The organism is Gudongella sp. QWL-04, assembly GCF_058683975.1.
Genome location: NZ_CM178754.1, coordinates 1,324,090 through 1,350,638, shown reverse-complemented (window position 1 = coordinate 1,350,638; position 26,549 = coordinate 1,324,090). Strand labels below are relative to the sequence as shown.

The window sequence follows — 26,549 nt, the reverse complement described above, 5'->3', positions numbered from 1 at the left end:
ATAGAGAGGACTGATAATATGAAGCGGATAATAAGAAAAAATAGAGTTAGAAGCTTTCATCAGGCTAGGTGGAATGAACCAATCATTTTCGAGCTTGGTTCCCCTGGCGAGCGTGGGATACTGGTACCCAAGGCTGAGGAAGAGATAGTCGAGAAGGTTGGGAACGGCTTTGACAGCATACCATCCGGTATGCGAAGAAGTGTCCCGCTAAAGCTCCCTGAGATAAATCAAAAAAGAGTACTTATGCACTACCTGAGGCTTTCGCAGGAAACACTTGGTGGAAACATCAATATAGAGATCGGCCAGGGCACTTGTACAGTAAAATATAACCCTGTGGTAAATGATAAGCTGGCTGGATCTGAAAAGATGTCAGAGCTTCATCCGCTGCAGGACACCTCTACTACTCAGGGTATCCTTGAGATAATCCATAGAACTGATCTGATGATGCGCGAGATTTCGGGTATGGACCACTTCAGCTTCCAGGCTGCAGGCGGTTCACAGGCAACTATGACTATGGCATCGATCGTAAGGATGTATCATAGGCTCAGAGGTGAAGAAGCTCAGAGAGATGAGATCATAACGACCGTCTATTCACATCCTTCAGATGCTGCAGCTCCGGCTCTTAAGGGCTATAAGATAATAACCATTATGACAGATGAAAATGGAAGACCGGATTACGAGGCATTTAAGGCAGCTGTAAGTGAGAGGACCGCTGCATTCGTAGTCGCTAATCCTGAGGACACCGGTATATTCAATCCCAGGATCAAGGAATTTACAGATCTGGTTACGAAAGCTGGCGGCTTGAACTGCTACGACCAGGCAAATGCCAATGGTCTGTATGGTATCGCCAGGGCAAGAGAAGCAGGCTTCCACATGTGTTATTTCAACTTGCATAAATCCTTTGGGACGCCTCATGGCTGCGGCGGTCCGGGATCCGGGGCAGTTGGGGTTATTTCTGAGCTAAGAGACTTCCTGCCAAAGCCTCTCGTTGAGTTCGATGGGGAGAAGTACTTCCTGGACTATGACTTAAAAAGCAGCATTGGTAAGGTAAGATCCTTCTATGGAACTCCACAGGTAGTTCTAAAGGCATACAGCTGGATCATGAGCCTTGGTGCCGAAGGTCTATATGAGGTAGCTAAGGTAGCTTCATTGAACAACGTATATCTGATAAAAAGGCTGCTTGAGTACAAGGGACTGGAGGTTCCATTCAGAGAGGACGTACAGAGGATCGAGCAGGCAAGGTATACTATGGAAAAGATAGCAAAGGATACTGGATTCAGCTCCGGAGATATAGCTAGACGAGTAATGGATTTTGGGATGCACATCTGGTCAAGCCATCACCCATTCTATATTCCAGATCCATTGACTCTTGAACCTACAGAGACTCCATCCATGGAGGATATTGAAGAGTATGTAGAGACCTTGCACCATATATTCGACGAAGCCTACAATAATCCTGAAATAATAAGAAGCGCACCTAACAACAGCACTATCCATATGGTGGACGAATCCAGCATGGACGATCCTGATCAGTGGTGTCCTACCTGGAGAGTTTATGAGCAAAAAACTAAAAAAGAATAATAGGACGTGATCCTATGATCAAGATAGGGCTTATCGTTAACCCGATTGCCGGTATGGGCGGAAGAGTCGGGCTTAAGGGGACAGATGGTGAAGGCACACTCATCAGGGCTATACAGATGGGTGCCATGTCTGAGGCTCCCGGAAAAACTATAAAAGCATTACGACAGCTGCTTCCTTTAAAGGAGCAGCTGTTGGTGTTTACCTGCTCAGGGGATATGGGTGAAAATGAAATAGTACAAGCAGGCCTTTATCATAAGGTGATTTATACAAAAAGCAGCAATACAACTTCTGAAGATACAGTTATTGCTGCATCAATGATGCTGGAACAAGGAATAGTCTTGTTGATATTTGCTGGAGGAGACGGAACTGCAAGGGATATCTATAAGGCAATAGGTCAAAAGATCCCAGTTATAGGTATTCCAGCAGGGGTCAAGATCCATTCACCTGTTTATGGAAACACACCAGAAGCCTCAGGGAAGCTTGCTGCTGAGTTTTTAAGCGGTAAGCAGGTCCAGATTGTGGATGAAGAGGTCATAGATATCGATGAGGAGGCCTATAGGAATGATATCGTTATGACTCAGCTCTATGGCTACTTGAAGGTACCTGTAATCGAAAAGTGGATACAGAACAAAAAGGCGCCTACGCCTTTATCCGACAAAGCATCTCAAATGTCTATAGCATTGGATATTGCAGACAGTATAGAGAAGGACGTATTTTATTTGATAGGCCCTGGAAGTACTACCAAGGCTTTAATGGATGCCTTAAGTCTTAAAAGGACACTTCTTGGAGTCGACATCATTAAAAACAAAGAACTTGTCAAGGCGGACTGCAGCGAGAATGAGATACTTGAGATTATAGGAGATTCTCAGACAAAGCTAATAATAACACCAACAGGCGGGCAGGGGTTTCTCCTTGGAAGGGGAAATCAACAGATAAGTCCTAGGGTTTTAAGTAAGGTTGGGAAGAACAACATAACTATAATAGCGACGGAAGGTAAGCTCATACAGCTTAAAAACAACCCGTTAAGAGTATATACTGGAGATGAAGGACTTGATAAAGAGCTGTCAGGCTATTATAAGGTTCGCATAGGCTATGGAATGTCCAGAATGTACAAGGTGGAAGGATAGGAGGTGTTTGGAGTGTTGTTTTCTGAAATTGATAAGTTGATCACAGATCAGACAGAAGAGATGATACAGTTTTTAAAGAAAATGGTTGCTTGCAGGCTTCCTTCGACAGATGAAACTGAAGGCGATAATGCTCAGGAAATTGTCGAGAGCTTTTTAGAAGAACTGGGTTTTTCAGTTACCAGGGATGAGCCAATTGAAATCACCGAGGATGACAGGTTGAATTACGGGTCAAGATTTAGTGTAGTTGGTTTTCTAAAGGGAAATGGAGATGGAAAATCTATTGCCATAAACTCACATGCAGACGTAGTTGGAGTAGGAGACTTGGACCGATGGAACCATGACCCGAGAGGCTGCGAAATAGTCGATGGCAAGATATACGGAAGGGGAGTTGTCGATGCCAGAGGATGTCTTACAGCATACCTTTTTGCTTTAAAAGCTCTGATTGATTCAGGGGCATCATTTAAAGGAGATATTATCTTTCAATCAGTTGGCGATGAGGAGATCCTTGGGAAGGGTTCAGAAAAGCTTGTGAAGGATGGGTACATTGCCGATGCAGTTCTGGTTGGAGAGCCTACAAGTCTTGACTTTTGTCCGGCAACAAGAGGTGCTGGTCAGTTTATCATCGATGTCGATGGAAGGACGACTCACTCCGGAGTTGCTTATGAGGGCGAAAATGCAATACTTAAAGCTATCCCAATTATTGAAGCTCTTCAGAATATGCAATATGTACTGGACAAGAGACATATGCACGTTCTGTGGGAGGACTACCCTATAGCCCATGTTCTAAATATTGCACTTATAAACGGCGGTGAATCACCAAGCAAGGTACCTTCAAAATGCAGAATATCCGGTTTAGCGGGCTGTATAGCTGGAGAGACCCTGAAGGATGTTTATCGTTGGATCGAAGATGTTGTGAAGGATGCCTCGGAAAAAGACAGCTGGCTTAAGGAAAATCCTCCTAAGCTTTCGTGGGCGGATATAATGCAGTTTGAGCCCTCTGTAAGCAGACTTGATCAGGATTTTCTTAAGCTAGGTGAGGAATGCCAGATAGAAGTGCTTGGGCACAGTACTAAACCCAGGGCATTTACCGCCGTCAGCGACCTTAGGTATTTTATAGAGGACGGCAAGGGTTTGGGAGCAAACTTTGGACCAGGGAATATAAATCAGGCTCATTCCTTTGATGAGTCCCTTGACATCGAAGAGCTTATCTATGCTGTAAGGATAATCGCAAGATTCGTCTACCGCTGGACAAATACAGAAAGAAGTGCTAATAATAATGTAAAATGAACTATAGGGAGGTAGAGCGATGAAATTACCCGTCAATAGAATGAAAAATATCAGCTTTAGCGGAGGTATAATCGAGATACTTAAGAAGGCTTATGAGCTGGAAAAGAGCGGAAAGGACATAATCCATCTGGAAATGGGAAGACCTGACTTCACATCTCCTGACGTTGCCATCGAAGCTGCCATCCAGTCTCTTAGAAAGGGTCAGGTGCATTATAGCGACATAGCCGGAGTTGAGGAGCTAAGGGTTGCTATCTCTGATGATATGAAAGCCAATATGGGTTTGGATTACGATCCATATAAAGAGATAGTAATAGGTGTAGGCTCAGTAGAGGGTTTGTATGTTGCTATGATAAGTCTTTTGGATGTCGGCGATGAGATAATAATGCTTACACCCTGTTTCCCGGCCTATTTTGACCAGGCATATCTGGCAGGTGTAGTTCCTGTTGAAGTTCCTTTGAAATTCAGCAATGGATTTAAAATCGATCCTGATGACATTAAGAAAAGAATAACTGACAAAACCAGGATGATAATGATTAACACCCCCAATAATCCAACCGGCATGGTATTTACTAAGGAGGATCTTGATATAATAGCAGGGATTTCGAAAGAGTACGACCTATTTGTGGTTTCCGATGAAACCTATAGCTCTTTTATTTATGACGGTGAGCACATTTCCATAGCTACGCTGCCTGGGATGAGGGAGCGAACTGTAGTAGTAAATACAACATCGAAGGCTTATTCCATGACTGGGTGGAGGATCGGTTACATGGCTTCCACACCTGAGATAACAAAGTACCTTCATAAATCACACCAAAACATAACTACCTGCCCTTCGACCTTTGCACAGTATGGAGCTGTAGCAGCCTATAGGGAGGGGAAGCCATGGACAGATATGATGGTGGCTGAATTCAGAAAAAGAAGGGATCTGGTGCTTAAATATTACGATGAGATCGAGGGCATAGATTACATCACCCCGGAGGGTGCCTTCTATGTCTTTGCTTGTATAGATGGACTTGGGATAAAGGCAAACGAGTTTTGCGACTATATCCTGAATGAAGCGGGAGTATCTATCGTACCTGGAGATGCCTTCAGACCTGAAGAGGGCACAAACTTTGTAAGGATCGCTTATTCTAATTCCTATGAGATCATTGAAGAAGCTATGAAGAGGATCAAGTCAGCAGTGGAAAAACTTAAATCTCAATCTTGAAAGGAAGGCAAAAATGGATCTGATACTTATTAACGGCAAAATAAGGACAATGGACAGTGAGCGAAGGATCGTTGAAGCTGTGGCAATTTCTGATGGTAAGATTTCAGCTGCAGGCAGCAATGACGAGATATTGAAATTAGCAGAGGAGAACACCAAAATAGTTGACTTGGATGGGAAAACTGCACTTCCGGGCTTTAATGACAGTCATGTTCATTTGTTGAACTATGGATACAGTCTGACTAAGGTAGATTGCAGCGGAGCACGATCTATAGATGACATAGTGGAGAGAGGAAAAAAGTTCATCTCTGAAAAAGGGATAAAAGAGGGAGACTGGGTTCTGGGAAGAGGCTGGAACGACATCATGTTCGTGGAACAGAGAGAGCTGAACAGGTATGATCTTGACAGGATTTCTCCGGACCATCCTATGTCATTTACCAGGATATGTGAGCATATAACCGTTGCCAACAGCAAAGCCCTTGAGCTGTGCAAAGTATCTTCCAGCACTCCTCAACCCATGGGTGGCCAATTCGATATAGATGAGAATGGTGAGCCTACCGGAATATTCAGGGAAGCTGCCAGATATATGATTTATGAAAACATACCTGATGTCGATAAGGAAGACATAAAATCAATGCTTAAGCAGGTCATGAAGATAACCTCCTCACTAGGGATCACATCAGTTCAGACTGATGATTTTGATACTTTTGCCAACAGAGATTACGATATGATTATCCAAGCATATAGAGAGCTGGCTAAAGAAGGCGAGTTGCCTGTCAGAGTTTACCAGCAGTGTATTTTGCCTGAGCCGGAAAGGCTGGAGACTTTTCTTGGGAAAGGCTATAAAACTGGACTGGGAGACTCATTATATCGAATCGGGCCCCTTAAGCTGTTGACAGACGGTTCGTTGGGAGCTGGGACAGCTTACTTGAAAGATCCTTATTCTGACGAGCCTGACACAAAAGGCATAAGCGTATTCACCCAGGAGGAGCTGGATCATTTGGTCACAACTGCTCATAAGGGCGGAATGCAGATTTTGACCCACGCTATAGGGGATGGGGCAATGGAGATGTGCTTCAGAAGCTTCGAAAGAGCTCTCGAATCCTTGCCTAAGGATGATCCAAGGTTTGGGATAGTCCACTTGCAGATCACTGACGAGGAGCTGCTCAAGAGCTTCAAGGAGCAAAATGTAATAGCATTTGCTGAGCCAATATGCGTGAATAATGATCTTCACATGGCAGAGAGAAGAGTAGGTCATGACAGGATTGTTAACAGCTATAAATATAGGACATTGCTGGATAATGGGGTAAGGATGTGTATATCATCAGATTGCCCTGTAGATTCATTAAATCCGATGGATAGCTTGTACGTTGCAACTACAAGGAAGGATTACAGCGGATACCCTGAGGGTGGATGGTACCCTAATGAGAAGCTTACCATGGATCAGGCTGTGTATAGCTTTACAATGGGTTCGGCATACTCAAGCTTTGAGGAGAATGTCAAGGGTTCCATAGAACCCGGGAAGCTTGCTGACATAGTAGTACTGTCAGGGGATCCATTCGAAGCTTATGAGCAGGAGATCAGGAAAATTGAGCCTGTAATGACTATTATGAACGGGACTATAAGATACGAGAAGTGATAAATACTTATGACAGTATAGTAGTATCTAAATAATCGTGGATAATTTATTTATTTGATTAAATGAATATTCGATAGAAAGGCAATAAATGTAAGAATTCAAACATTTATTGCCTTTTTGTATTCATGCATAACCGTAGTCAAGTCATTTGTATAAAACTACAAAGATACAAAATGAAACTTAAGATTTGTTGATGCAAATATATTATTTACCTACTAAATATATGATAATTATGTACAGATGTACAAAGGTCGATGACCTTGCCTAGGAGGGTACATCAAGGGAAAAATATATTTTGCGGAGGTGTTTGATTTGAGTCCAGAAGTAGCAAAAATTGCAAATGGAATTGGTCCATGGTTAACGGCATCATTCATTGTAATGTTGGTAGTTGTTCAGGCAGTACTATATGTAAAACTTGCATACAAAACAGCTGATAAGCTGAAAATGAGCAAGGAGGTCTGCAGCAAGGCTCTAAAGGTTGGTATGGTAACCGCTATTGGCCCGGTAATTGCAATCTTTATTATAATGGTTGGCCTTATGGCAGTAATTGGCGGTCCAATGGCCTGGATGAGACTTTCAATTATCGGTGCAGCTCCCACTGAGCTTACAGCGGCAACTGTTGGAGCTCAGGCATTGGGAGTTGAATTCGGCGGAGCGGATTACGATTTGACAGCCCTTGGAATGTCCTGGTGGACAATGGCTATTAACGGATGTGGCTGGCTGATCATGGTAGGGTTGTTCGCATCTCAGCTTGAGACACTAAGAGAAAAGGTTAGCGGGAATGACACAAAATGGCTTGGACTTCTTACAGGTGCTGCAACTCTGGGTGCTTTTGGTTACTTGAACTCAGGCAATGTTGTAAGTGGCGGAGGAAATCTTATAGCTGTGTTGACTGGTGCTTTAATGATGGTCGGACTTGGATTTATGTATGAAAAGGTTCCTGCAACCAAGAAAATGAAGGAATATTCCTTGGGGATCGCAATGATATTTGGAGTATTTTTAGCTGTGGTCTTATCTTAGAAAGGCGGAGGTGGAATAAATGGATAAAAAAGAATTTGATATAGTATGGAAGATGCCGGTTAATAAAATCGGAAGATTTACCTTATTGTTGGCTGTTCTCTTCAGTTTCCTTCCATTAGGATACCTATACATAGTAGAAGGAGTTAGGCTTGAAGTTGGAACCATGCTTAAATCCTGGGGAATGATAGCAACTGTATTTGGAGCTATGTATATAGTTGAACCATTGTCATTCTATTCAATACTAGGATTATCTGGAACATACATGTCGTTCCTGGCAGGTAATATTGGAAACCTTAGACTTCCTTGTGCAGCGATGGCTCTTGAAATAACTGAAACTGAGCCCGGGACTCATGAAGCAGAGGTAGTATCAACTATCGGAATAGCTGGATCAATAATAGTGAATATTATCGGTGTTACATTGTGTGCATTTATTGGAGCAGCCGTAATCAAGGTTCTTCCTCAGCCGGTTGTCGACGGTCTTAAAGCATTTACAGCACCTGCAATATTCGGAGCTATGTTTGGACAGTTTGCAATGAAATATCCCAAGCTTGCTATTTTTGGACTTGGAATACCTGTGGCAATAAGACTGGTTGCACCAAAGACTCCTGCATACATAATAATAATGGCTGCAGTGTTTGGAACTATAGCAATAGCAAGACTATTCCATAAAGCAGCTGCTAAAAAGGCATAGTGTAGGGTAATAATACGAGAACGCATGGTTATGACGGATCAGTCCGTCATAACCATGATTTCTATAACGTTAAATTGCATAAGGAGGTATCAATATGTTTGATGTTACAAAGGAACTGAAGGATATACAGCAGGATATAGTCAAATGGAGGAGAGATCTTCACCAGATCCCCGAGATAGGACTTGAGCTTCCAAAGACTGCAGCCTATGTCTCTGAACAGCTTACTGAGCTTGGGATAGAGCATATCACGGGAGTTGCAGGATGTGGGATCGTTGGACTTATAAAGGGTGGCAGAGAAGGCAAAACGATAATGCTTAGAGCAGATATGGACGCCTTGGCGATCAAAGAAGAGACGGGGCTTCCATTTGCATCCACCAATGGAAACATGCACGCCTGTGGACATGATACTCATACAGCCATGCTCCTGGGAGCGGCAAAAATACTCAACAAATACAAGGATGAGCTGAAGGGAAACGTAAAGCTAATATTCCAGCCTGCTGAGGAAGGCCCTGGTGGAGCTAAGCCAATGATAGAAGCCGGTGCTATGGAGAACCCAAAAGCTGATGCATGTCTAGGTCTCCATATAGGAGTCATTTTCAGAGAGCTTAAGGAAGGTCAGATAGGAGTCCATTACGGGAACATTATGGCCTGTCTTGACAGCTTCAAAATAAGAGTCAAGGGTAAGGGATGTCATGGTGCCATGCCTCACACAGGGGTCGATCCTGTTGCCATAACAGGTCAGGTAATATCGGCAATACAAACCATAGTCAGCAGAGAAATCAAACCGACAAGTCCGGCAGTAGTTACGATCGGCAAGCTGCATGGAGGGTCCGCATATAATGTAATACCAGATTATATCGATATAGAGGGAACTGCCAGAGCACTTGACAATGAAACAAGAGAAAAGATTGCTTCGAGCATTGAAAGCATAGTTGCAGGGATCACAAAGGGAATGCATGGCGATTACGAATACAGCTATACATTCGGATATCCACCAGTGGTAAACAATGCTGAATTTACAAAGGGATTTGTAGAGTCAGCAAAGAAACTAATGTCTGCAGAGGATATAATTGAAATCAAGGAACCAACAATGGGTGGCGAGGACATGGCATATTACCTCAATATGGTTCCTGGAACCTTCTTCTTCCTTGCAGGTGGAAATGAGAAAAAGGGGATCACCTATCCTCACCATAACTCAAGATTTGACGCTGATGAGGACGTGTTCTGGAAGGGAAGCGCACTTATGGTTCAGGGCGCAGTAGACTGGCTTGAAAATAATTAAAACTGGAGGCGGAGAAATGATCGATTTTGTTGATGAAATCAAAGCTATCCAGCATGAGATAGTCAGCTGGCGAAGGGACCTTCATCAAATACCTGAAACAGGGCATGATATACCAAATACTGCTGATTATATAAAAAAACAGCTTGTAGAAATGGGTATCCCATATAAGGATAATATTGGTGGGTTGGGAATAGCTGCAATAATAGAAGGCGCATCTGCAGGAAAGACAATTGTAATGAGGGCTGATATGGATGCGCTGGCAGTCGAGGAAAAAACTGAGCTTCCATTTGCCTCAAAGAACGGGAATATGCACGCATGCGGACACGACGCACATATGGCGATGCTTTTAGGTTCAGCAAAGGTTTTGAATTCTCACAAGGATGAGATGTCAGGGAAAATCAAGCTTATATTCCAACCGGCTGAGGAAGGGCCAGGTGGAGCTAAACCTATGATCGAAGCTGGCGTCCTTGACGACCCTAAGGTTGATGCAGCTATTTCAATACATGTTGGCGATATATTCCCTGGAGTGGTGAATACAGGGAATATAGGGATCTGCTATGGTACAGTACAGGCATGCCTTGACAGATTCAAGATCAAAATCAAAGGCAAGGGGTGTCATGGTGCCATGCCTCATACAGGCGTGGACCCAATAACCATAGCCGGGCACGTCATTAATGCGCTTCAGACCATCGTAAGCCGTGAGGTCAAGCCAACGAACCCTGCTGTAATAACTATAGGTAAGCTGCATGGAGGTTCTTCTTACAACATAATTCCTGACTATGTAGAGCTTGAAGGGACAGCTAGGGCTATCGACCAGGGGGAAAGAGAAAAAATCGCGGCTCATATAGAATCAATAGTTGCAGGGATCACAAGAGGTATGCAGGGTGATTACGAGTATGAATATATTTTCGGGTACCCCCCTATGAAAAATGACCCTGAGTTTACTAAGGATATAGTTGCAAGCATTAAGAAGGTCGTAGATGAAAAGGATATTGTTGAGATAATCGAGCCAACCATGGGAGGAGAGGACTTTGCATACTTCCTTCTGGAAGTGCCTGGTACTTATATGTATTTAGGCACCAACAATCCGGAGAAAGGAATAATATACCCACAGCATAATGCCAAATTTGACGTTGATGAAGACCTTCTGTGGAAAGGTGGAGCGGTAATGGCACAGGGAGCATGGGACTGGCTGGAAAGAAATAAATAATTAAAATATCAAAAGGAGCATAATATATGGGAATAGCAGATAAAATCAATAAAGAAAGGCTTCGGGGACACTTCGAAGAGCTGGCTAAAATCGGATATATAAGCGAAAAAGAGGGAAGTACAAGACTTCCGCTTACTCCGGCAGAAAGAGCTGCAGCTGAGCTTGTTAAGGGCTATATGGAATCTGCAGGTCTAAAAACTCGATATGACCAGTTTGGGAACCTTTTCGGAGTGTTGCCTGGGAGCGATCCGGAAGCAAAAAAAGTAATGAGCGGATCTCATATTGACACAGTAATAAATGGCGGGAAGTTTGACGGTACAGTTGGTACGCTTTCAGCAATAGAGGCTCTTCAGACCATCAAGGAAAACAACATACCCCACAAGCATACGATAGAAGCATGCGTATTTCTATCTGAGGAATCAGCCAGATTTGGAGGAGGAACTCTTGGCAGTCAGGCTTATATTGGTAAATTTAAGAGATCTGATCTTGACAGACTCAAGGATAAGGATGGGGTAACCATTGCTCAAGCACTAACTGAAAACGGCTTTGATCCGGATAAATTGGATACTGTAAAGGGTGATCCATCAAAGATCAAATGCTTTGTGGAGCTTCACATTGAGCAAAGTATAATACTAGAGGAGTCAGGAATACCTATTGGAGTAGTAGACCAGATAGCAGCTCCGACAAATTTCAGATTAACAATCAAAGGCAGATCAGGTCATGCTGGAGCTACTCCAATGTGGCTTAGAAAGGATCCATTTGCAGCAGCTGCAGAGATAGTGCTTGAGGTTGAAAGGATTGCTCAAACAATTGGAAAGGAAACCGTGGGTACCGTGGGCGAGGTTTATGTTAAGCCAAATGCCATCAATGTAATACCCGGGGAGGTCGTTCTTGGTCTTGACATCAGAGACGTCACCTATGATAGGAAACAGGCAGCGGTTAAGCACGTGCTAGATTTTGTCGAAGAAGTAGCTTCGAGGAGGCATGTAACCATAGAAGTTGACATGATAGTTGACCAGGCACCAGAAAAAACCAATAAGGATATTGTAAACCTTATTTCGACAACCTGCGACAGGCTTGGAATAAACCATATGAACATCACAAGCGGAGCATATCACGACGCCTTGAATATGGCCACGATAACTGATATTGGAATGATATTCGTGCCAAGTATAAAGGGTATAAGCCATGCCCCGGAGGAATTCACTCCCTTTGATGATATTTTCAGAGGTGCTCAGGTTCTCGCAGAAGTGTTGGCGGATTTAGCTAAATAGAAGAAACAGTCATAATAGCTTCCTTTAGACATTTTTGTCTGATGGGAGCTATTTGTTTCCTGGAGTATCTTGGAAAATTATTTTCTTGGATACTCCAGGAAATTCGAACATTTGATTAATTAATCTGTGAAATTTGATATAATAGTACTCACATGATAATGCTTTAAAGTTGGGGGTGTATTTATGGGTGTAACAGTAAGGGAGATGCTTGAAAACAAGTACTTCAGTGAATACAGGCTTTTAGCAGGCAGAAAGGGGATAGATAGGACTATCCATGCTGCGACTGTCTTCGATTCCCCTGATGGATACAGGTGGTTTAGAGGCAAAGAACTCGTACTTTCGACGGGTTATCTTTTTGTAAATAATACTGAGCTTTTAAGAGAAGTCATTGTTTTTTTAAACTCCAGGAACGTCGCAGGTATGGCCATAAAAACATCCAGATACCTTTCCAGAATACCTGATGAGATCATTGAACTGGCAGATAGCCTAAACTTTCCGCTAATTGAAGTACCCTACAGAGAGGCTTGGATCGATATTATATCTCAAATAAATTCAATTGCCATAAATAGGTTTCTTACCTCAGTTATAGAGAAGAATTTGCTGAAAGATATTCCCCTGAAGCCATACAGCTTGAAGAAGAAGGTAGATGATATTCTTGTGAGTATGTACCACGAGATAAATGTCCCGGTATCGGTACTTAATCTCGTTGATAAGACGATCTTTACTTATCCCCTGGGTTTTCAGCCTGACGACAGGATCCTAAGCTATAATCCGGCTGAAGAGTACAGCTTCAGTCACAGGGTAGATGTAATATCGGATAAGCCTACTATTTTCAGATATACCGACCTTGAGTCACAGGATAATGGCTCATGGCTGGTTATGACCATTACTATAAAAGGATTGACCATCTCCAAGGTAATTGTATGGGAGGGTCAAACAGAAATGGATTACTACAATCTATTCTCGCTTAAAATAGCAATTGCCTTATTATATGAGCTTTACGAGCATATTTACTCCATGAACTTCATCGAAGGAAGGTACTACGATGAGTTTTTGTATTCCTTGATAAATGGAGAGCTTGAAAACAAGCAAAAATTGATTGGGTGCACAGAAAATTTTTTGAACTTCAATCTGAATCTGGATAGCAGTTTTCTATGCGTCTGTATAAAGCAAAAGGAAGGAAAACCATCTTTGTTCAATGAAAGAGAACGGATGTATAATACTGTATTTTACAAGCTGCCAAGCTACCAATCGATTTTAGGTGTCATAGATGATAATACACTGGCAATTTTATATGACACTGAAAAATTTACCGATCCTGTAGAGGATATAAAAAGCGAGATATCAACTATCCTGGACGAATTAAATTACATCCTGCCTAAGCGCAGCTTTAAAGCTGGTGTAGGAGAACTAGCAGCTACGATCCTTCATTCAAAACGAAGCTTTATGGAATCAAAGAAGGCAATTGAAATAGGGAGTTACTTGTACCCCGAGAAAAGTGTAGTAACATTTAGAGAGCTTGGGCCTTTTGGAGTTCTTAGGTATGAGGATGTAGAAAAGAAGAATTTTGGAAGCAGCTTTAGCGTTCTTGAACCTCTCCTAAAGGAAGAAGACGGGAAAGAGTTGATTGAAACCTTAAAGGCTTATCTGGAAAATGGATCCAATTGTAATAAAGCAGCATCAAAGCTTTATATCCACAGTAATACAGTTAGATATAGGGTCGCCAAAATACAAGAGTTATGCAGTATCGACCTTGATGATTATGTTGAAAGGCTTAAGCTTGAGATAACCCTTCGTTTTATTGAATAGTCGAGTATGACTTTAGATGGTATCACGTTTTATGTGGTTTCCACATTTTGGCAGCTTAATATGTTACAATAGTAACGAGTGAAAGCATTTGGTTGTAGCTTCTTTGAAAGGAGATATGATATGGATGCCGATTTGCTAAGCAGATACATCATCGCTCTTACTAATCTCTATGGTATTGTCCCTGAAAAAAAGGTAGTTGAGGTATACAATCTTTATAATATCCCAAGAGCAAATCTAGGTGATATGGAGATGTCTACAGCGAGAATGAACCTTGCGGCTCATCTTGTTACCAGAAAGGCCGGATACTTTATCAAGGATTACTTGATCTTTGAGAATGAGTATCTTAATATGCTCAATGAGCAGGGGGATATTGACTTTTACGTTCCCGGACCTGAGGAGATACATAAATACGAAGACGAGTTTTACTTCCAGACTACAAAAGAATTTCAGGATTTCGAGGAGTGTTTCAGAGACTGCTTCGACCTAGATCCTCCGGTTTATAAACAAATCATAGAGATGCTTATGATGGACTGCCAGCTAGGGTTCGACATCAAGAGGATACTATCAGAGTTAAGCAGAAAAAAACTGGATTTTAGATCCATAGATGACATGAATAACTTTATGCATGCCTTTAAAAGGTTGTGTAGTAAATCTAGGAAATGGCAATATAGAGGGCATACATACAGTGAGCTCAACTCAAAAAAAAGAGTAAGTGGAGTAAAGGAGAAATTCAAAAAGATACTAAAGAGTTCCGGAGTATAAATATAATATTATATGGGAGGAATATATGGCTGACTACTTAAGGCAGGCTAAAAACATTGAGAGTGAGATAATTGCAAATAGGAGAGCTATACACGGAATTGCTGAGATTGGATTCCAGCTTGATAGGACAGTTGAGTTCGTAGAGACTAAGCTAAAGGAGTACGGACTGGAGCCTAAAAAAGTAGGTAAAGCTGGAGTAACAGCCGTAATCGGAAAGCCCGGTAGTACGATCCTCTTAAGAGCAGACATGGATGCTTTGCCAATGAAGGAAGAAACTGGTTTGGAGTTTGCTTCTGAAACAGGAAATTGTCATTCCTGCGGTCATGACTGTCATACAGCCATGCTGTTGGGTGCTGCGAAGCTTCTTAAGGATAACGAAAAAGATCTTGAGGGCACGGTAAAGCTAATGTTTCAACCAGCTGAAGAGCTTCTTGCAGGGGCGGTCGACATGATCGAGGCGGGTATCCTGGAGGATCCGAAGGTGGATGCGGCTTTGGCGATCCATGTATATGTTGGAAATGAGCTTTCCAAAAGCAGCACTATTGCATATGCTAAAGGACCTGCTCTGTTTTCCGGAGATGCCATAAAGATAACTATCAAAGGCCAGAATGCCCATGGCAGCACACCGGAAAAGGGAGTAGATGCAATCAACATAGCAGCGCATACGGTGATAGCATTGCAGGAGATAATTTCAAGAGAGACTTCTTGTATGGACAACGCAGTTGTACTTGTAGGAAAGATCTATGGCGGGGATACAGTCAATACACTTGCAGGGAATGCAACACTTGAGGTTTCGGTTCGTGCTACGACTCAAGAGAATAGGGAGTTTCTTATCAAGAGGATAAGCGAGATAGCAGAAAGTGTTGCAAGAACCTTTAGAGGAGAGGCTGTAGTTGAGCATCAATACGGGATGGGTCCATTGTATAATGATCCTGATTTAAGCGAAGAGATGGCAGGCTACTGTGAGGAGTTGCTTGGCGAGGGTGCGACCTTTACCATACCCCTGGCTGTCGGAACTGAAGACTTTACTTCCATAGCATCACGGGTACCTTCTGTAATGCTAAATCTTGGAATGGGAAGTAATGAGGAGGGCTATACCTACTCAATACACAATCCATCTATGGTTGTAAATGAAGATGTCCTCCATAAAGGAGCCGCCGTTTATGCTTATGGAGCAATGAAATATCTTAAAGGAATTTAAAAATTTTTCAGCTAGGGGTTTACAAATTATCCAAAAGGTGTTACTCTTGATTATATTAATTTAGCATGATAACGCGATGACGAGAAAGAGTAACCATTTCCAAAGCATACAGAGAGCCAGCAGTTGGTGGAAGCTGGCAGTAAAGGTTTGGTGAACACATCTCAGAGCAGACTGGCGAAATCAAAAGTGATAGTAGTCGGTTTCGGTTGCTCCCGTTACTGGGCAAGGGTATAGAATATTTGTACCCCATGAGGGTGGTGTTGTGAGATACCACTAAATAGAGGTGGAACCACGGAGTCAAGCTCCCGTCCTCTGGCAATTGCCGGAGAATGGGAGCTGTTTATTTTACTCAAAAACAGGAGGAGAGGTAAATATGAAAGGAATCAATAAAAAAAGCTTAATGATTTTACTATCAGCGACAGTGATAGCTTTAACATCAACAGCTTGCAGTCAAGGCAGTAATGGTACCGCAGAAGAAAAATCAAACAGACTTGAGGACATAATCGAAAGAGGGTACATCGAGGTTGTCACAGAGCCTTATTTTGCACCCTTTGAGTTTATTGACCCAAGCAAGCAGGGTGACGAGCAATACGTTGGAAGTGACATCGAGCTGGCAAAGTACATAGCAGAGGAGCTCGGAGTCGAGCTTAAAATCGTACCTCTTGAGTTTTCAGCAGTACTTGGGAGCATTACCGAAGGCAAGTACGATCTTGCAATATCCGCACTATCCTTTACACCTGCAAGAGCAGAGGCGATGAATATGTCTAAGGGATATTATTTCGCAGAAAATGCACCGGGGCATGGCTTGCTTATAAGAAAGGCGGACAAGGATATCATAAGCGATCCAGATGATCTGTCGGATAAAATAGTTGTGGCGCAAAGTGGTTCATTACAAGAGCTTTTTGTCAATGAGCAGGTTCCAAAATTCAAGGAATTCAAGAGAGTTTCAGCAACAACAGATGGTTTTCTCATGGTGCAGGAAGGTAAAGCGGATGCATGTGCAGCATCGATTCCTATGGCACAGCTTTATGTCGAAGCAAACCCGAATGCAAACCTTATGGTAATTGAGGGATTTGAGTTTATAATGGACGAGGAGACTGCAGGTACAAGAATAGGGATCCCTAAGGGCGAAGACGAGCTGACTGAAAAAATAAATTCAATAATCGATGAAGTACTCGAATCAGGAGTTTTTGAGGATTGGCACATCGAATTTACAGAGTATGCTAAGAGCTTGGGTCTTTAGTTATTGAATATTTATAGAATGATACAAGAGAAGGAGAAGCTGTGAATGATTGACACAATAATAAAGCTATGGAGTAAATATGATTATGTATACATCAATGGTTTGGTGGGGACTCTTTGGCTGGCGGCTGTGACTGTAATGGCAGCCACTGCGGTCGGGACCATCATTGCACTGATGAGGCTTTCAGGGATAAGACTTTTAGATAGGTTCACTGTACTATATATAGGTATTCTCAGGGGTACGCCTATCCTTCTTCAACTATATTTCTTCTGGCTTACTCTGCCGAAGATATCTCCAATAACCTTGTCAGATACTGCGTGCATAGTTATCGCTTTGATCGTGAATGCCAGTGCATATGTTGCGGAGGTTATAAGAGCAGGTATTCAGGCTGTGGATAAAGGCCAGAGAGAGGCTGCCAAGAGCTTGGGGCTAAGCGACAGGAATACATTTAGATACATAATCTTTCCTCAGGCAATTAAAAATATCCTGCCTGCTCTCGGGAACGAATACATAACCATGGTGAAGCAGACATCCCTGGCTTCAGTGTTCTTTGTCCAGGAGCTTATGACATCATATAGGACCGTTCAATCGGCTACCTTCCTTGCGATTCCTTCACTGGTAATTGTTGGGCTGATCTACTTATTAGTCACGACGATATTGTCAAAGGGACTCGATCTATTTGAAAGGAGGCTCCAGAGAAATGAGTAAAAAAAGGGAGCTGATCCATGTAGTTGATTTGTGTAAGCAATTCGGTGATTTGAAGGTTCTTAAGAATATAACCGAAACTATACACGAGGGAGAGGTCGTATCAATAATTGGACCTTCCGGAAGCGGAAAAAGTACATTTTTAAGGTGTCTCAATTTGCTTGAAAAACCTACCAGTGGTAAGGTGATTTTCAAGGGCGTGGATCTTGCAGATAAAAATATAGATGTGGATATGCACAGGCAAAAGATTGGTATGGTATTTCAGCTTTTTAATGTTTTCCCACATATGACAGTCCTTGAAAACATTACACTCGCTCCAATACTGGAGAGAAAGATATCAAAGGCGCATGCTGAGGATCAAGCAGTTGAGCTGCTTAAAAGAGTTGGCCTTCTGGATAAAAAGAACGAGTACCCAAATAGGTTATCGGGGGGACAAAAACAAAGGCTTGCCATCGTTAGAGCTTTGGCTATGGAACCTGATGTAATGTTGTTCGATGAACCAACCAGCGCACTCGATCCGGAAATGGTCAAGGAGGTTCTTGACGTTATCAAGTCGCTTGTCGAGGCGGGCATGACAATTGTTATTGTGACCCATGAAATGGCATTTGCAAGAGAAGTAAGTGACAGGGTGTTATTTATGGCAGATGGAGAAATAGTAGAACAAGGTAGTCCTGATGCATTGTTTTTTGATCCAAGAAATGACAGGACTAAGGATTTTTTGAGCAAAGTACTATGATCATAGGAGGGACTCTATGAAGGATATTGAATATATCTCAAACGTTATTGATAGAAAGGCTGAGGAGCTCAGAGAAATTGCGATAAAAATTTGGGAATTTGCGGAGCTTTCCTATGAAGAGTTTAACTCATCCAAGCTACTGATAGATAAGCTTAAGTCAGAGGGGTTTGAGGTGGAAGAAGGGGTAGCAGGCATGCCTACCGCATTTTCAGCCAAATGGGGAGAGGGAAAACCAGTCTTTGGATTCCTGGGTGAGTTCGACGCATTGGATTCTTTGAGCCAGTCAAGGGAGATTGCAGTAAAGTATGCAATACAAGAAGGTGCTCCAGGACATGGCTGCGGGCACAACGTTTTAGGTGCTGGTTCTTTGGGAGCTGCTCTGGCTGTTAAGGATTATATGATGGAAACAAAGGGGAAAGGGACAGTAATGTATTTTGGATGTCCTGCAGAGGAAGGTGCTGGCTCGAAGCAGTTTATGGCCAGAGCAGGAGTGTTTGATGGGGTAGATTTTGTTTACACTTGGCATCCTTCCGATATAACACAGGTCCAGTCAGACAGAACCGTTGCCATAATGGGTGCAAATTTCAGATTTTCCGGGATCACCGCTCATGCAGGCAGTACACCTCACCTGGGGAGGAGTGCACTTGATGCCGCCGAGCTGATGAGTGTTGGGGTAAATTATTTAAGAGAGCATATGATAGATCAGGCTAGGATACACTATGCATACTCTGATACAGGTGGTACAGCTCCTAATGTAGTTCAGGACCGTGCAGTAGTAAAATATGAGGTCAGATCACCAAAGGTGAGGCAGGTTAACGAGCTTTTCGAAAGAGTCAAAGACGTTGCAAAAGGAGCAGCACTTATGACAGGCACCAGTATGGACTATGAGATCACTATGGCTTTCTCGGATTATATAACCAATGATGCGCTGGCAGAGATAGCAGATCAGGCATTAAGAGATGTGGGAGCACCTGCTTGGGATGAAGGTGACTTCGAACTTGCTAAAAAATATTTAGAGAGCTTTAATGAAATCACTAGGGATCTTGCAAAAGAGAAAATCATGCATAGGTTTGGCGTGGAGCGACTCGACGAAGTATATAGTCGACCGCTGGATGGGACAATAACTCCTTATCTAAGAGGAAATCAAAGCTATGTCTCAGGCTCTACCGATGTAGGAGATGTTTGCTATACAGTTCCCTCTTTGAATTTCAATGTTGCTACAGCATTTATCGGGAATGTGGGACATACCTGGCAGATGACAGGTCAATCCGGAAGCAGGATCGCCTTGAAGGGAATGCTTACAGCTGCAAAGGTTATGGCACTTTCAGCCTTAAGGACTGCTGAGAGGCCTGATATAATTGAAGCTGCAAAGAATATTGTCAAGATTCAAAATGGCGGAGCTTACCAATGTCCATTACCTGAATATGTAAAACCTCCCATAGGTAAATATTAAAGCAAATGGTGTGCCATTCAACGGCACACCATTATTTTTCGGGAAACTTTTATTTTTTAGTATTCCATCATTTCACCGATCCTCAGTATCCTTGTCTCGCTCCATTGGTTTTTAGCCTTGAACTCTTCAGGATCGGCTTTTATAAGTGGAAAGGTGTTGTAGTGCATAGGAATTGTGAGCCTAGGTTTAATGAACTCCACAGCCCTTAAGGCATCCTGGATATCCATGGTGTAGTTGCCCCCGATAGGAAGAAGTGCAACATCTATACTCTCGATATCCAGAAGCTTCATGTCCATTGTAAGTCCTGTGTCTCCTGCATGGTAAAGTTTCTTTCCTTCGATCTCAATAACAAAGCCGCATGGATTACCTCCGTCTCTAGGTCCTTTGCTTGTTGGTATTGATGAGCCATGTAGAGCTGGAGTCATTTTCACCCTTCCAAAATCAAAGGTATATCTGCCACCGATATGCATTCCATGTGTTATAAGTCCATGCTCGGAAAGGTAGTTCGATATCTCTGCATTGCTTATCACAAGAGCTTTGTTTTCCCTCGCCAGTTCAATGGTGTCTCCAATGTGATCACCGTGTCCGTGAGTAACAAATATGTGAGTAAGCTCTTTGATTTGATTAGGCTTTAGTGCAGAGGACGGGTTTCCTGAAAGAAAAGGGTCAATTACAGCTTTAAAGCCTGAACCCTCCAGTAAAAATGATGAGTGTCCCAGATATTGAAGCTTCATTAGTATACCTCCTTGTATGGCAATCGTTTACATATTTCTGTATACCCATTTATCCCTTTGCATCTATATATTATTGATGTTATCATTAAGTAAAGCGATAAAAATATATTTGGGAGATGATCAGATGAGGTTGTTAGAAAAAAGAAATGAGATAATCGAATATGGGAAGAAACTTGTTGAAAACGGACTTACCAAGGGCACAGGTGGAAACTTAAGCGTATGTGACCGTGAATCGGGACTTATGGCGATTACACCAAGCGGTATAGATTACTTTCTTATTAAGCCTGAGGAGGTCGTACTGATCGATATTGAAACCGGGACCATAGTCGAAGGAGATGCCCTGCCATCCAGTGAAAGAGACATGCACAGGATTTTTTATAAGTACAGAACGGACATCGACGCAATCATACACACACACACTACATTTGCAGCCACGATAGCATGCTTGAACACAGATCTCCCTGCGGTACATTATCTAGTGGCATTGGCGGGGCCTGACGTCAGATGTGCGGAATATGCAACCTATGGTACTGTTGCACTGGCTAAGAACGCCTACGAAGCTATGAAGGACAGGAAGGCATGTCTTTTAGCAAATCACGGCATGCTGGCTGGTGGAGGAAGCCTGGCTGAAGCATACAATATCACTGAAGAGATAGAGTTCTGCTGCGAGCTTTATTATAGGGCAAAGTCTATTGGAGATCCTGTAATACTTCCAGAGGATGAGATGACCAGGATGATGGAAAGGTTCAAGAACTATGGTAAGCGTGGTGAGGAGCATGATGAGATATGATATCAAAAGACAAGCCAAAGATACTTTGTACAGCTGAGACAGGGGTGCTGATCAAGACGTTGGGGAAATTCGCTGAAGTTGAGTTCAAGGGTTGGGCAGCTGAGCAAAGGATACTCACTGAGGAGGAGCTTTGCAGTCTGATGGAAGCTTATGAGCCGGACGTCTTGATAACAAGCTATGATCCGGTTACAAGAAAAGTGATCGACAGCTCTAAAAACTTGAAGCTTGTTGTTTGTACAAGAGCAAACCCAGTCAATGTAGATATTGGATATCTAAGAGAGAGAGGCATACCTCTTAGTTATTCCCCGGAGAGAAATTCTGATTGTACAGCTGAATACACAGTGGCCATGATGCTATCGATAATGAGAAGGATCCCATTGGCTTATCACGACCTTAAGGAAGGCTTGCATACTGTAGAGAAAGTAAGCAACAATGAAATAAGGGAAGGATTGAAACGAGACGTAACCTGGGCTCTGGGAAAGGACACTCCATATATTCAGTACAAGGGTTATCAAATGAAGGGAAGGACTCTGGGAATAGTTGGCTATGGAAGCATAGGCAGAAGAGTTGCTTCGATCTGCAGAGGATTTGGGATGAAAATAATCGCATTTGATCCTTATTTGGATAAGAGCGCCTTTGAGGATGTTTATTTTACAGACACTCTATTAGAACTCGCGAATAAAGCTGATGTGGTTTCTATACACAGTAAGGATTCTCCCAGCACATACCATATAATCGACAAGGAGTTTCTAGACAATATGAAGTCAGGGGCATTCTTCGTAAATACGTCCCGAGGCGCATTGGTAGATGAAGCCGCACTGGTAGAAGCCCTGAGAGAGGGAAGGATCATGGGCGCTGCGCTTGACGTATTTGAAAGTGAGCCAATTAGGAGAGATCATCCGTTCCTTGATGAGCTTGAAAACTGTGTTGTCACTCCCCACCTTGCCGGAGCCACTTATGACGCCATAGACAACCACACTGAACAGCTTGTAATAGACGTGATTCATTTTATAAAGGGAGAAGATCTTGAATTTGAATATAAGTAAGGAGGCGAATAATTGTGGGAAAGGATAAAGATTTTCAAGGATTAGGGTTCGAAACCCTTGCAGTTCACGCAGGGCAGCACCCTGACCATGAGACTGGTGCATTGGTGTCTCCAATATATAAAACCAGCACTTTTGTTTTTACAGAGGATAGAATGGAAAGGTGGCTTGCCGGAACACCACAGGAGGATGAGATAATTTATACCTACGGTAGGTCCAGGAATCCTACTCAGGTTTCACTTCAACAAAAAATTGCTGCCCTGGAGCATGCTGAGGCATCCTTAGTGACCTCGTCGGGCATGGCTGCTATAGCAATGGCAGTACTTGGTTACTGTAAATCCGGGGATCATCTGATATCAGCTCAAACTGTCTATGGAGGGACCTTCAACCTGTTTGACCATGTTCTGAAGGATCTGGGTATAGAAGTGACATTCCTTGAAGAATTGAATAGAGAAAACCTGGATAGAGTAAAGAGAGATAATACAAAGCTGGTGTATTTTGAGACAATATCAAACCCTACCCTGGATATACCTGAGATAGACGAGATAGTTGCATGGGCTAAGGAAAACGGAGTTAATACGATCGTCGATAGTACCTTTACATCACCGTATCTTTTCAGGCCTCTTGACTGGGGAATCGATACAGCTATCCACAGCTGTACAAAGTACATAAATGGTCATGGAGATGTTGTAGCGGGGGCAGTTGTAGGGACCGAGAAGTTCTGCGAGGGACTTAGAAGCAAGCAATACATGGATATAGGACCGGTGCTTGCCCCTGATAGCTGCTATATGATGCTTAGGGGTCTTAAGACTCTTCACCTGAGAATGGAAAAGCATTGTGAGAATGCAATGGAATTTGCGAAGGCAATGAAGGATCACCCTAAGATCAAGGCTGTTATATATCCTGGACTTGAGGATGATAAAAATCATGAGAGAGCTAAAAAGTATTTTGACGACTTTGGAGGAATGGTTGGGATAGTAATCGATGGGGATAGGAAAAAAGCTCAGGAGCTTATTTTCAAGCTAAAGCTTTGTTATTTTGCCGTGAGTCTTGGCGATTTGGATACTCTTGTACAAATTCCTGCAACAATGACCCATAGAAAGGTACCTAAAGAAGATAGAGAGAAGATGGGTATTGAGGATGGATTGATCAGAGTTTCTCTTGGAGTGGAAAACGTAAAGGATATAATAAAGGATTTCGAAAGTGCACTGGAGTTGATCTGATGAAGCATTACCTTGCTGTCGATGCGGGAACCACAAGAATAAAGGCTGGACTATTCGATGATGAGGGAAGCCTGGTCGGCATGACCTCAAGATTTGTAAAGATTTCAATGCCCAGAAGAGGCTGGTGTGAGATGGACATGGATGAGCTTTGGCAGCTTGTCTCAGGGGCGATAACCGAGCTAAGTATGTTGTTTTCAGAGCAATGGAAAACTCTGGCGGCTGTCGGGATCGCTGCTCAGGGAGAAGGAGCATGGCTTCTGGACAACGATGGAAAACCAGTGAGAAATGCAATTCTATGGAATGACAGCAGAAATGACCAGATCCCAATGCATGTGTGGGAAGAAGCAAACCTATGCAGCTCCCATAACCATATGGTGCCGCTATGTGTTGGTTCTCCACTTGCCATACTAAATTGGCTGAAGGAACATGAACCTCATAGCTACAGCAGGATCGAGCATGTTGTTTATTGCAAGGATTGGCTTAATTTCAAGCTTACTGGCAAAATATCAACTGACTGGACAGATGCATCAACAACGGCAATCAATGTAGTAAAAAAGACAAGGGTAGCCGAGATATTTAAAATACTCGGCATCGAAGAAATGATCAAAAAATTTCCCAAGATCCTTCATTCAGGAGAGACGATGGGAAAGGTTTCTTCCCGAGGAGCAATTGACACCGGAATACCCGAGGGAACTCCTGTTATCGCAGGGTGCATAGATATTTCTGCTACCTCAGCAGGACTTGGTGCAGTAGCTCCGGGGGACTCTGGATCTGTAATAGGAACAACCTTAGGCAATATTGTGATCATGGGCAAGGAAGAGATTGAAGAGATGAATGTCGAGGAGGGGAGCATTCTTTGTCACGTTAAGGATGGGTCGTACTTAAGACAGATGTCTGCATTAAGTGGTGTTGTAGTTATTGATTGGTGCAGGAAAGAATTGGGGATGACTCAAGGAGATATTTCTGTCATTGAGTCGGAAATCAAAACGATTCCGCCTGGCTCCGAAGGTGTTATCTTCCTTCCATATTTATTTGGTGAGAGAGCACCCTTCAAGGCACCGGATGCCTCAGCCGTTTTTTACGGATTAAGGTTCAATCATACCCGAGCACATATGATCAGATCGGTATATGAGGGACTTGCCTACTCGATGTATGATTGCCTTACCTTTATGCCAAAGGGAAATGCTGGCAGGTTTCTTGCAGGAGGAGGTTCCAAAAGTGACCTCCTATGTCAGATCATAAGCGACGTGACTGGAGAAGAGGTTATCAGATCCAATAGGGAAGAGCTTGGTCTATATGGAATATATAAGGTGATCACAGGAAATTGGGAGGAAATAAGCTCTCCTTCCGACAAATTTTATCCTGATTTTGATAGGAACCAAGTATATATGAAAATGTTTAGTGAATTTTTAAGAATCAGGGACAGGCTGATACCAAGGTAGAATAATTAAAAATCAGGCAGAAATCGTTAAAGTTTATATAACGGTTTCTGCCTGATCATTTAGAATCCCTTTATTTGACCTCTGAAGGGAGGTTCCTTATTGTCTCTGAATTCATCTATACCGGGACCACCAAGCTTCTTAAGCCTCCAGATACCATATATATAGCTTAATATAAGGACTGAAAGAGTTGCAGGGGTACCTAGAAGCGTATTTATCCAAGCCTGCTTCAGAAGATCTCCTCCTTGGTATAGCCTAAGCTGCAGGATCATTCTTATAAGGAATAGGAAACCCCACATTAATGTTACCTCTGTATAAGCAGGTTTGACGTCTCTTCTTAGAAACCAGGACATCTCCCAGCCTCTTGATAGATGACTTGCTAATGCAGCCATAGGCTTTCCAATAAGCAGAGTCACTATGGCAGCTATGAATAAAAAGCCACTGGTAAAGATCCTTGGAAGAAAGTAATTTGCTGCATTGTCTGCAAAGTATGCAAAGGCAGATGCGATCAATACTCCCAACAAACCTCCAGTTGCATATTTGACTGATTCTCCCTTAAGAAATCTTGCAACGCCTAAAAGCAAAGCGGTCAATACTGCAGAAATAATACCCCAGAAAAGCCCAAGCAGGTTGTTTGCTATAACAAAAACAATCGGGGGGAGTATGGCCCCGAGAGTCTTACCCCCTATAACGCTTTTGACCTCATTCTCGATGTCTTTAAGAAGTGGGGTCATATCTAGCGATCTCCTTTCGATATGCTCTCAATAGACCTCCACCCAAGGAAAAACCTTGTCCAATCACCCTTGTTGATTTCCAGATGGATAGCTGTATAAAGAGCCCCCGCAAAGAACCCTAATATCATGATGGCTATTATCCATAGTATCGAGATAATTTTGCTTTTCTCCCTGAAGAAAACCCACATAGAGAAAATCGTGAAGCCTACATACAGGTCTACCATGGAGACTATTCCCCATGGATTATTTAATATAATGCTGCCATCTGCAAAAAAATCACCTTGAGTAAATCCGAAGAATAGTGCTGCAGACATTGCAGCAACTCCTAACCACGCAATTGCTCTTGCAACCTTCATGAGAAA

Annotated in this window: 24 protein-coding genes and 1 other annotated feature; of the genes, 21 read left to right on the top strand and 3 right to left on the bottom strand. The window is 42.8% G+C overall.

Annotated features, from left to right (window positions below; translation table 11 throughout):
* The first annotated feature begins 18 nt into the window (after nt 1-18).
* The 17 genes from gcvPB to AC4PHB_RS06735 all read left to right on the top strand — a co-directional run bounded on the left by gcvPB (nt 19) and on the right by AC4PHB_RS06735 (nt 20,224).
* The gene (gene gcvPB / locus AC4PHB_RS06815; RefSeq protein ID WP_492135702.1) at nt 19-1,581 is read left to right on the top strand and encodes an aminomethyl-transferring glycine dehydrogenase subunit GcvPB; all 1,563 of its coding nucleotides are present in this window, start codon (nt 19-21) and stop codon (nt 1,579-1,581) included.
* A gap of 14 nt (nt 1,582-1,595) precedes the next feature.
* On the top strand, nt 1,596-2,708 hold the full coding sequence (locus AC4PHB_RS06810) for an ATP-NAD kinase family protein (protein ID WP_492135701.1): 1,113 nt from the start codon (nt 1,596-1,598) through the stop codon (nt 2,706-2,708).
* A 12-nt stretch (nt 2,709-2,720) separates the two neighbouring features.
* Nucleotides 2,721-3,995, top strand: a complete 1,275-nt coding sequence (locus AC4PHB_RS06805; protein WP_492135700.1) for an ArgE/DapE family deacylase — start codon at nt 2,721-2,723, stop codon at nt 3,993-3,995.
* A 19-nt stretch (nt 3,996-4,014) separates the two neighbouring features.
* Entirely contained in the window at nt 4,015-5,202 is a 1,188-nt protein-coding gene (locus AC4PHB_RS06800) for a pyridoxal phosphate-dependent aminotransferase (protein ID WP_492135699.1), read from the top strand.
* 13 nt (nt 5,203-5,215) lie between these two features.
* Nucleotides 5,216-6,838, top strand: coding sequence for an amidohydrolase (locus AC4PHB_RS06795; protein WP_492135698.1), 1,623 nt, complete (start codon nt 5,216-5,218; stop codon nt 6,836-6,838).
* Between the two features lie 312 nt (nt 6,839-7,150).
* Nucleotides 7,151-7,858, top strand: coding sequence for a DUF5058 family protein (locus tag AC4PHB_RS06790; protein ID WP_492135697.1), 708 nt, complete (start codon nt 7,151-7,153; stop codon nt 7,856-7,858).
* A gap of 19 nt (nt 7,859-7,877) precedes the next feature.
* Nucleotides 7,878-8,549, top strand: coding sequence for a hypothetical protein (locus AC4PHB_RS06785; protein WP_492135696.1), 672 nt, complete (start codon nt 7,878-7,880; stop codon nt 8,547-8,549).
* 94 nt (nt 8,550-8,643) lie between these two features.
* On the top strand, nt 8,644-9,831 hold the full coding sequence (locus tag AC4PHB_RS06780) for a M20 metallopeptidase family protein (RefSeq protein ID WP_492135695.1): 1,188 nt from the start codon (nt 8,644-8,646) through the stop codon (nt 9,829-9,831).
* Between the two features lie 16 nt (nt 9,832-9,847).
* Nucleotides 9,848-11,041 carry a M20 metallopeptidase family protein gene (locus AC4PHB_RS06775; protein WP_492135694.1) on the top strand — a complete coding sequence of 398 codons (1,194 nt, stop codon included), beginning with the start codon at nt 9,848-9,850 and terminating at the stop codon, nt 11,039-11,041.
* A gap of 26 nt (nt 11,042-11,067) precedes the next feature.
* Entirely contained in the window at nt 11,068-12,315 is a 1,248-nt protein-coding gene (locus tag AC4PHB_RS06770) for a M20 family metallo-hydrolase (protein WP_492135693.1), read from the top strand.
* Nucleotides 12,316-12,498: 183 nt separating this feature from the next.
* The gene (locus AC4PHB_RS06765) at nt 12,499-14,124 is read left to right on the top strand and encodes a PucR family transcriptional regulator (protein ID WP_492135692.1); all 1,626 of its coding nucleotides are present in this window, start codon (nt 12,499-12,501) and stop codon (nt 14,122-14,124) included.
* 120 nt (nt 14,125-14,244) lie between these two features.
* Nucleotides 14,245-14,886: a hypothetical protein gene (locus AC4PHB_RS06760; RefSeq protein ID WP_492135691.1), complete on the top strand. Its 642-nt coding sequence runs from the start codon at nt 14,245-14,247 to the stop codon at nt 14,884-14,886.
* Between the two features lie 25 nt (nt 14,887-14,911).
* On the top strand, nt 14,912-16,087 hold the full coding sequence (locus AC4PHB_RS06755; RefSeq protein ID WP_492135690.1) for a M20 metallopeptidase family protein: 1,176 nt from the start codon (nt 14,912-14,914) through the stop codon (nt 16,085-16,087).
* A 67-nt stretch (nt 16,088-16,154) separates the two neighbouring features.
* Nucleotides 16,155-16,403, top strand: a binding site (T-box leader).
* A 57-nt stretch (nt 16,404-16,460) separates the two neighbouring features.
* On the top strand, nt 16,461-17,330 hold the full coding sequence (locus AC4PHB_RS06750) for a transporter substrate-binding domain-containing protein (RefSeq protein WP_492135689.1): 870 nt from the start codon (nt 16,461-16,463) through the stop codon (nt 17,328-17,330).
* A gap of 45 nt (nt 17,331-17,375) precedes the next feature.
* The gene (locus AC4PHB_RS06745; protein WP_492135688.1) at nt 17,376-18,038 is read left to right on the top strand and encodes an amino acid ABC transporter permease; all 663 of its coding nucleotides are present in this window, start codon (nt 17,376-17,378) and stop codon (nt 18,036-18,038) included.
* A 10-nt stretch (nt 18,039-18,048) separates the two neighbouring features.
* The gene (locus tag AC4PHB_RS06740; RefSeq protein WP_492137752.1) at nt 18,049-18,771 is read left to right on the top strand and encodes an amino acid ABC transporter ATP-binding protein; all 723 of its coding nucleotides are present in this window, start codon (nt 18,049-18,051) and stop codon (nt 18,769-18,771) included.
* 16 nt (nt 18,772-18,787) lie between these two features.
* Nucleotides 18,788-20,224: an amidohydrolase gene (locus AC4PHB_RS06735; RefSeq protein WP_492135687.1), complete on the top strand. Its 1,437-nt coding sequence runs from the start codon at nt 18,788-18,790 to the stop codon at nt 20,222-20,224.
* A 56-nt stretch (nt 20,225-20,280) separates the two neighbouring features.
* Here the strand turns inward: AC4PHB_RS06735 and AC4PHB_RS06730 are convergent, their stop codons facing one another.
* A complete protein-coding gene (locus tag AC4PHB_RS06730) occupies nt 20,281-20,958 on the bottom strand; it encodes a metal-dependent hydrolase (RefSeq protein ID WP_492135686.1) in 678 nt (225 codons plus the stop codon).
* Nucleotides 20,959-21,082: 124 nt separating this feature from the next.
* On the opposite strand from AC4PHB_RS06730, the gene AC4PHB_RS06725 reads away from it, so the two are divergent.
* The 4 genes from AC4PHB_RS06725 to AC4PHB_RS06710 are packed head-to-tail and all read left to right on the top strand — an operon-like array spanning nt 21,083 to nt 25,456.
* Nucleotides 21,083-21,748: an L-fuculose-phosphate aldolase gene (locus AC4PHB_RS06725; RefSeq protein WP_492135685.1), complete on the top strand. Its 666-nt coding sequence runs from the start codon at nt 21,083-21,085 to the stop codon at nt 21,746-21,748.
* Nucleotides 21,745-22,794 carry an NAD(P)-dependent oxidoreductase gene (locus tag AC4PHB_RS06720; RefSeq protein ID WP_492135684.1) on the top strand — a complete coding sequence of 350 codons (1,050 nt, stop codon included), beginning with the start codon at nt 21,745-21,747 and terminating at the stop codon, nt 22,792-22,794. Before AC4PHB_RS06725 ends, AC4PHB_RS06720 begins: the two co-directional genes overlap by 4 nt.
* Nucleotides 22,795-22,808: 14 nt before the next feature.
* Entirely contained in the window at nt 22,809-24,014 is a 1,206-nt protein-coding gene (locus tag AC4PHB_RS06715) for a trans-sulfuration enzyme family protein (RefSeq protein ID WP_492135683.1), read from the top strand.
* The gene (locus tag AC4PHB_RS06710; RefSeq protein WP_492135682.1) at nt 24,014-25,456 is read left to right on the top strand and encodes an FGGY-family carbohydrate kinase; all 1,443 of its coding nucleotides are present in this window, start codon (nt 24,014-24,016) and stop codon (nt 25,454-25,456) included. The genes AC4PHB_RS06715 and AC4PHB_RS06710 overlap by 1 nt, the downstream gene beginning before the upstream one ends.
* 59 nt (nt 25,457-25,515) lie before the next feature.
* Here AC4PHB_RS06710 and AC4PHB_RS06705 read toward each other — a convergent pair whose 3' ends face one another.
* A complete protein-coding gene (locus AC4PHB_RS06705; protein WP_492135681.1) occupies nt 25,516-26,187 on the bottom strand; it encodes a DUF3159 domain-containing protein in 672 nt (223 codons plus the stop codon).
* Between the two features lie 2 nt (nt 26,188-26,189).
* A complete protein-coding gene (locus AC4PHB_RS06700) occupies nt 26,190-26,543 on the bottom strand; it encodes a DUF1475 family protein (RefSeq protein ID WP_492135680.1) in 354 nt (117 codons plus the stop codon).
* Nucleotides 26,544-26,549 lie beyond the last annotated feature (6 nt).

Excerpts from the sequence above, each read along its gene's own strand:
- AC4PHB_RS06785 (WP_492135696.1), top strand. The coding sequence starts at position 7,878 with ATGGATAAAAAAGAATTTGATATAGTATGGAAGATGCCGGTTAATAAA.
- AC4PHB_RS06745 (WP_492135688.1), top strand. The coding sequence starts at position 17,376 with ATGATTGACACAATAATAAAGCTATGGAGTAAATATGATTATGTATAC.
- AC4PHB_RS06780 (WP_492135695.1), top strand. The coding sequence starts at position 8,644 with ATGTTTGATGTTACAAAGGAACTGAAGGATATACAGCAGGATATAGTC.
- AC4PHB_RS06735 (WP_492135687.1), top strand. The coding sequence starts at position 18,788 with ATGAAGGATATTGAATATATCTCAAACGTTATTGATAGAAAGGCTGAG.
- AC4PHB_RS06725 (WP_492135685.1), top strand. The coding sequence starts at position 21,083 with ATGAGGTTGTTAGAAAAAAGAAATGAGATAATCGAATATGGGAAGAAA.
- AC4PHB_RS06755 (WP_492135690.1), top strand. The coding sequence starts at position 14,912 with ATGGCTGACTACTTAAGGCAGGCTAAAAACATTGAGAGTGAGATAATT.
- AC4PHB_RS06770 (WP_492135693.1), top strand. The coding sequence starts at position 11,068 with ATGGGAATAGCAGATAAAATCAATAAAGAAAGGCTTCGGGGACACTTC.
- AC4PHB_RS06810 (WP_492135701.1), top strand. The coding sequence starts at position 1,596 with ATGATCAAGATAGGGCTTATCGTTAACCCGATTGCCGGTATGGGCGGA.
- gcvPB (WP_492135702.1), top strand. The coding sequence starts at position 19 with ATGAAGCGGATAATAAGAAAAAATAGAGTTAGAAGCTTTCATCAGGCT.
- AC4PHB_RS06730 (WP_492135686.1), bottom strand. The coding sequence starts at position 20,958 with ATGAAGCTTCAATATCTGGGACACTCATCATTTTTACTGGAGGGTTCA.
- AC4PHB_RS06750 (WP_492135689.1), top strand. The coding sequence starts at position 16,461 with ATGAAAGGAATCAATAAAAAAAGCTTAATGATTTTACTATCAGCGACA.
- AC4PHB_RS06700 (WP_492135680.1), bottom strand. The coding sequence starts at position 26,543 with ATGAAGGTTGCAAGAGCAATTGCGTGGTTAGGAGTTGCTGCAATGTCT.
- AC4PHB_RS06760 (WP_492135691.1), top strand. The coding sequence starts at position 14,245 with ATGGATGCCGATTTGCTAAGCAGATACATCATCGCTCTTACTAATCTC.
- AC4PHB_RS06795 (WP_492135698.1), top strand. The coding sequence starts at position 5,216 with ATGGATCTGATACTTATTAACGGCAAAATAAGGACAATGGACAGTGAG.
- AC4PHB_RS06800 (WP_492135699.1), top strand. The coding sequence starts at position 4,015 with ATGAAATTACCCGTCAATAGAATGAAAAATATCAGCTTTAGCGGAGGT.
- AC4PHB_RS06765 (WP_492135692.1), top strand. The coding sequence starts at position 12,499 with ATGGGTGTAACAGTAAGGGAGATGCTTGAAAACAAGTACTTCAGTGAA.
- AC4PHB_RS06775 (WP_492135694.1), top strand. The coding sequence starts at position 9,848 with ATGATCGATTTTGTTGATGAAATCAAAGCTATCCAGCATGAGATAGTC.
- AC4PHB_RS06710 (WP_492135682.1), top strand. The coding sequence starts at position 24,014 with ATGAAGCATTACCTTGCTGTCGATGCGGGAACCACAAGAATAAAGGCT.
- AC4PHB_RS06720 (WP_492135684.1), top strand. The coding sequence starts at position 21,745 with ATGATATCAAAAGACAAGCCAAAGATACTTTGTACAGCTGAGACAGGG.
- AC4PHB_RS06705 (WP_492135681.1), bottom strand. The coding sequence starts at position 26,187 with ATGACCCCACTTCTTAAAGACATCGAGAATGAGGTCAAAAGCGTTATA.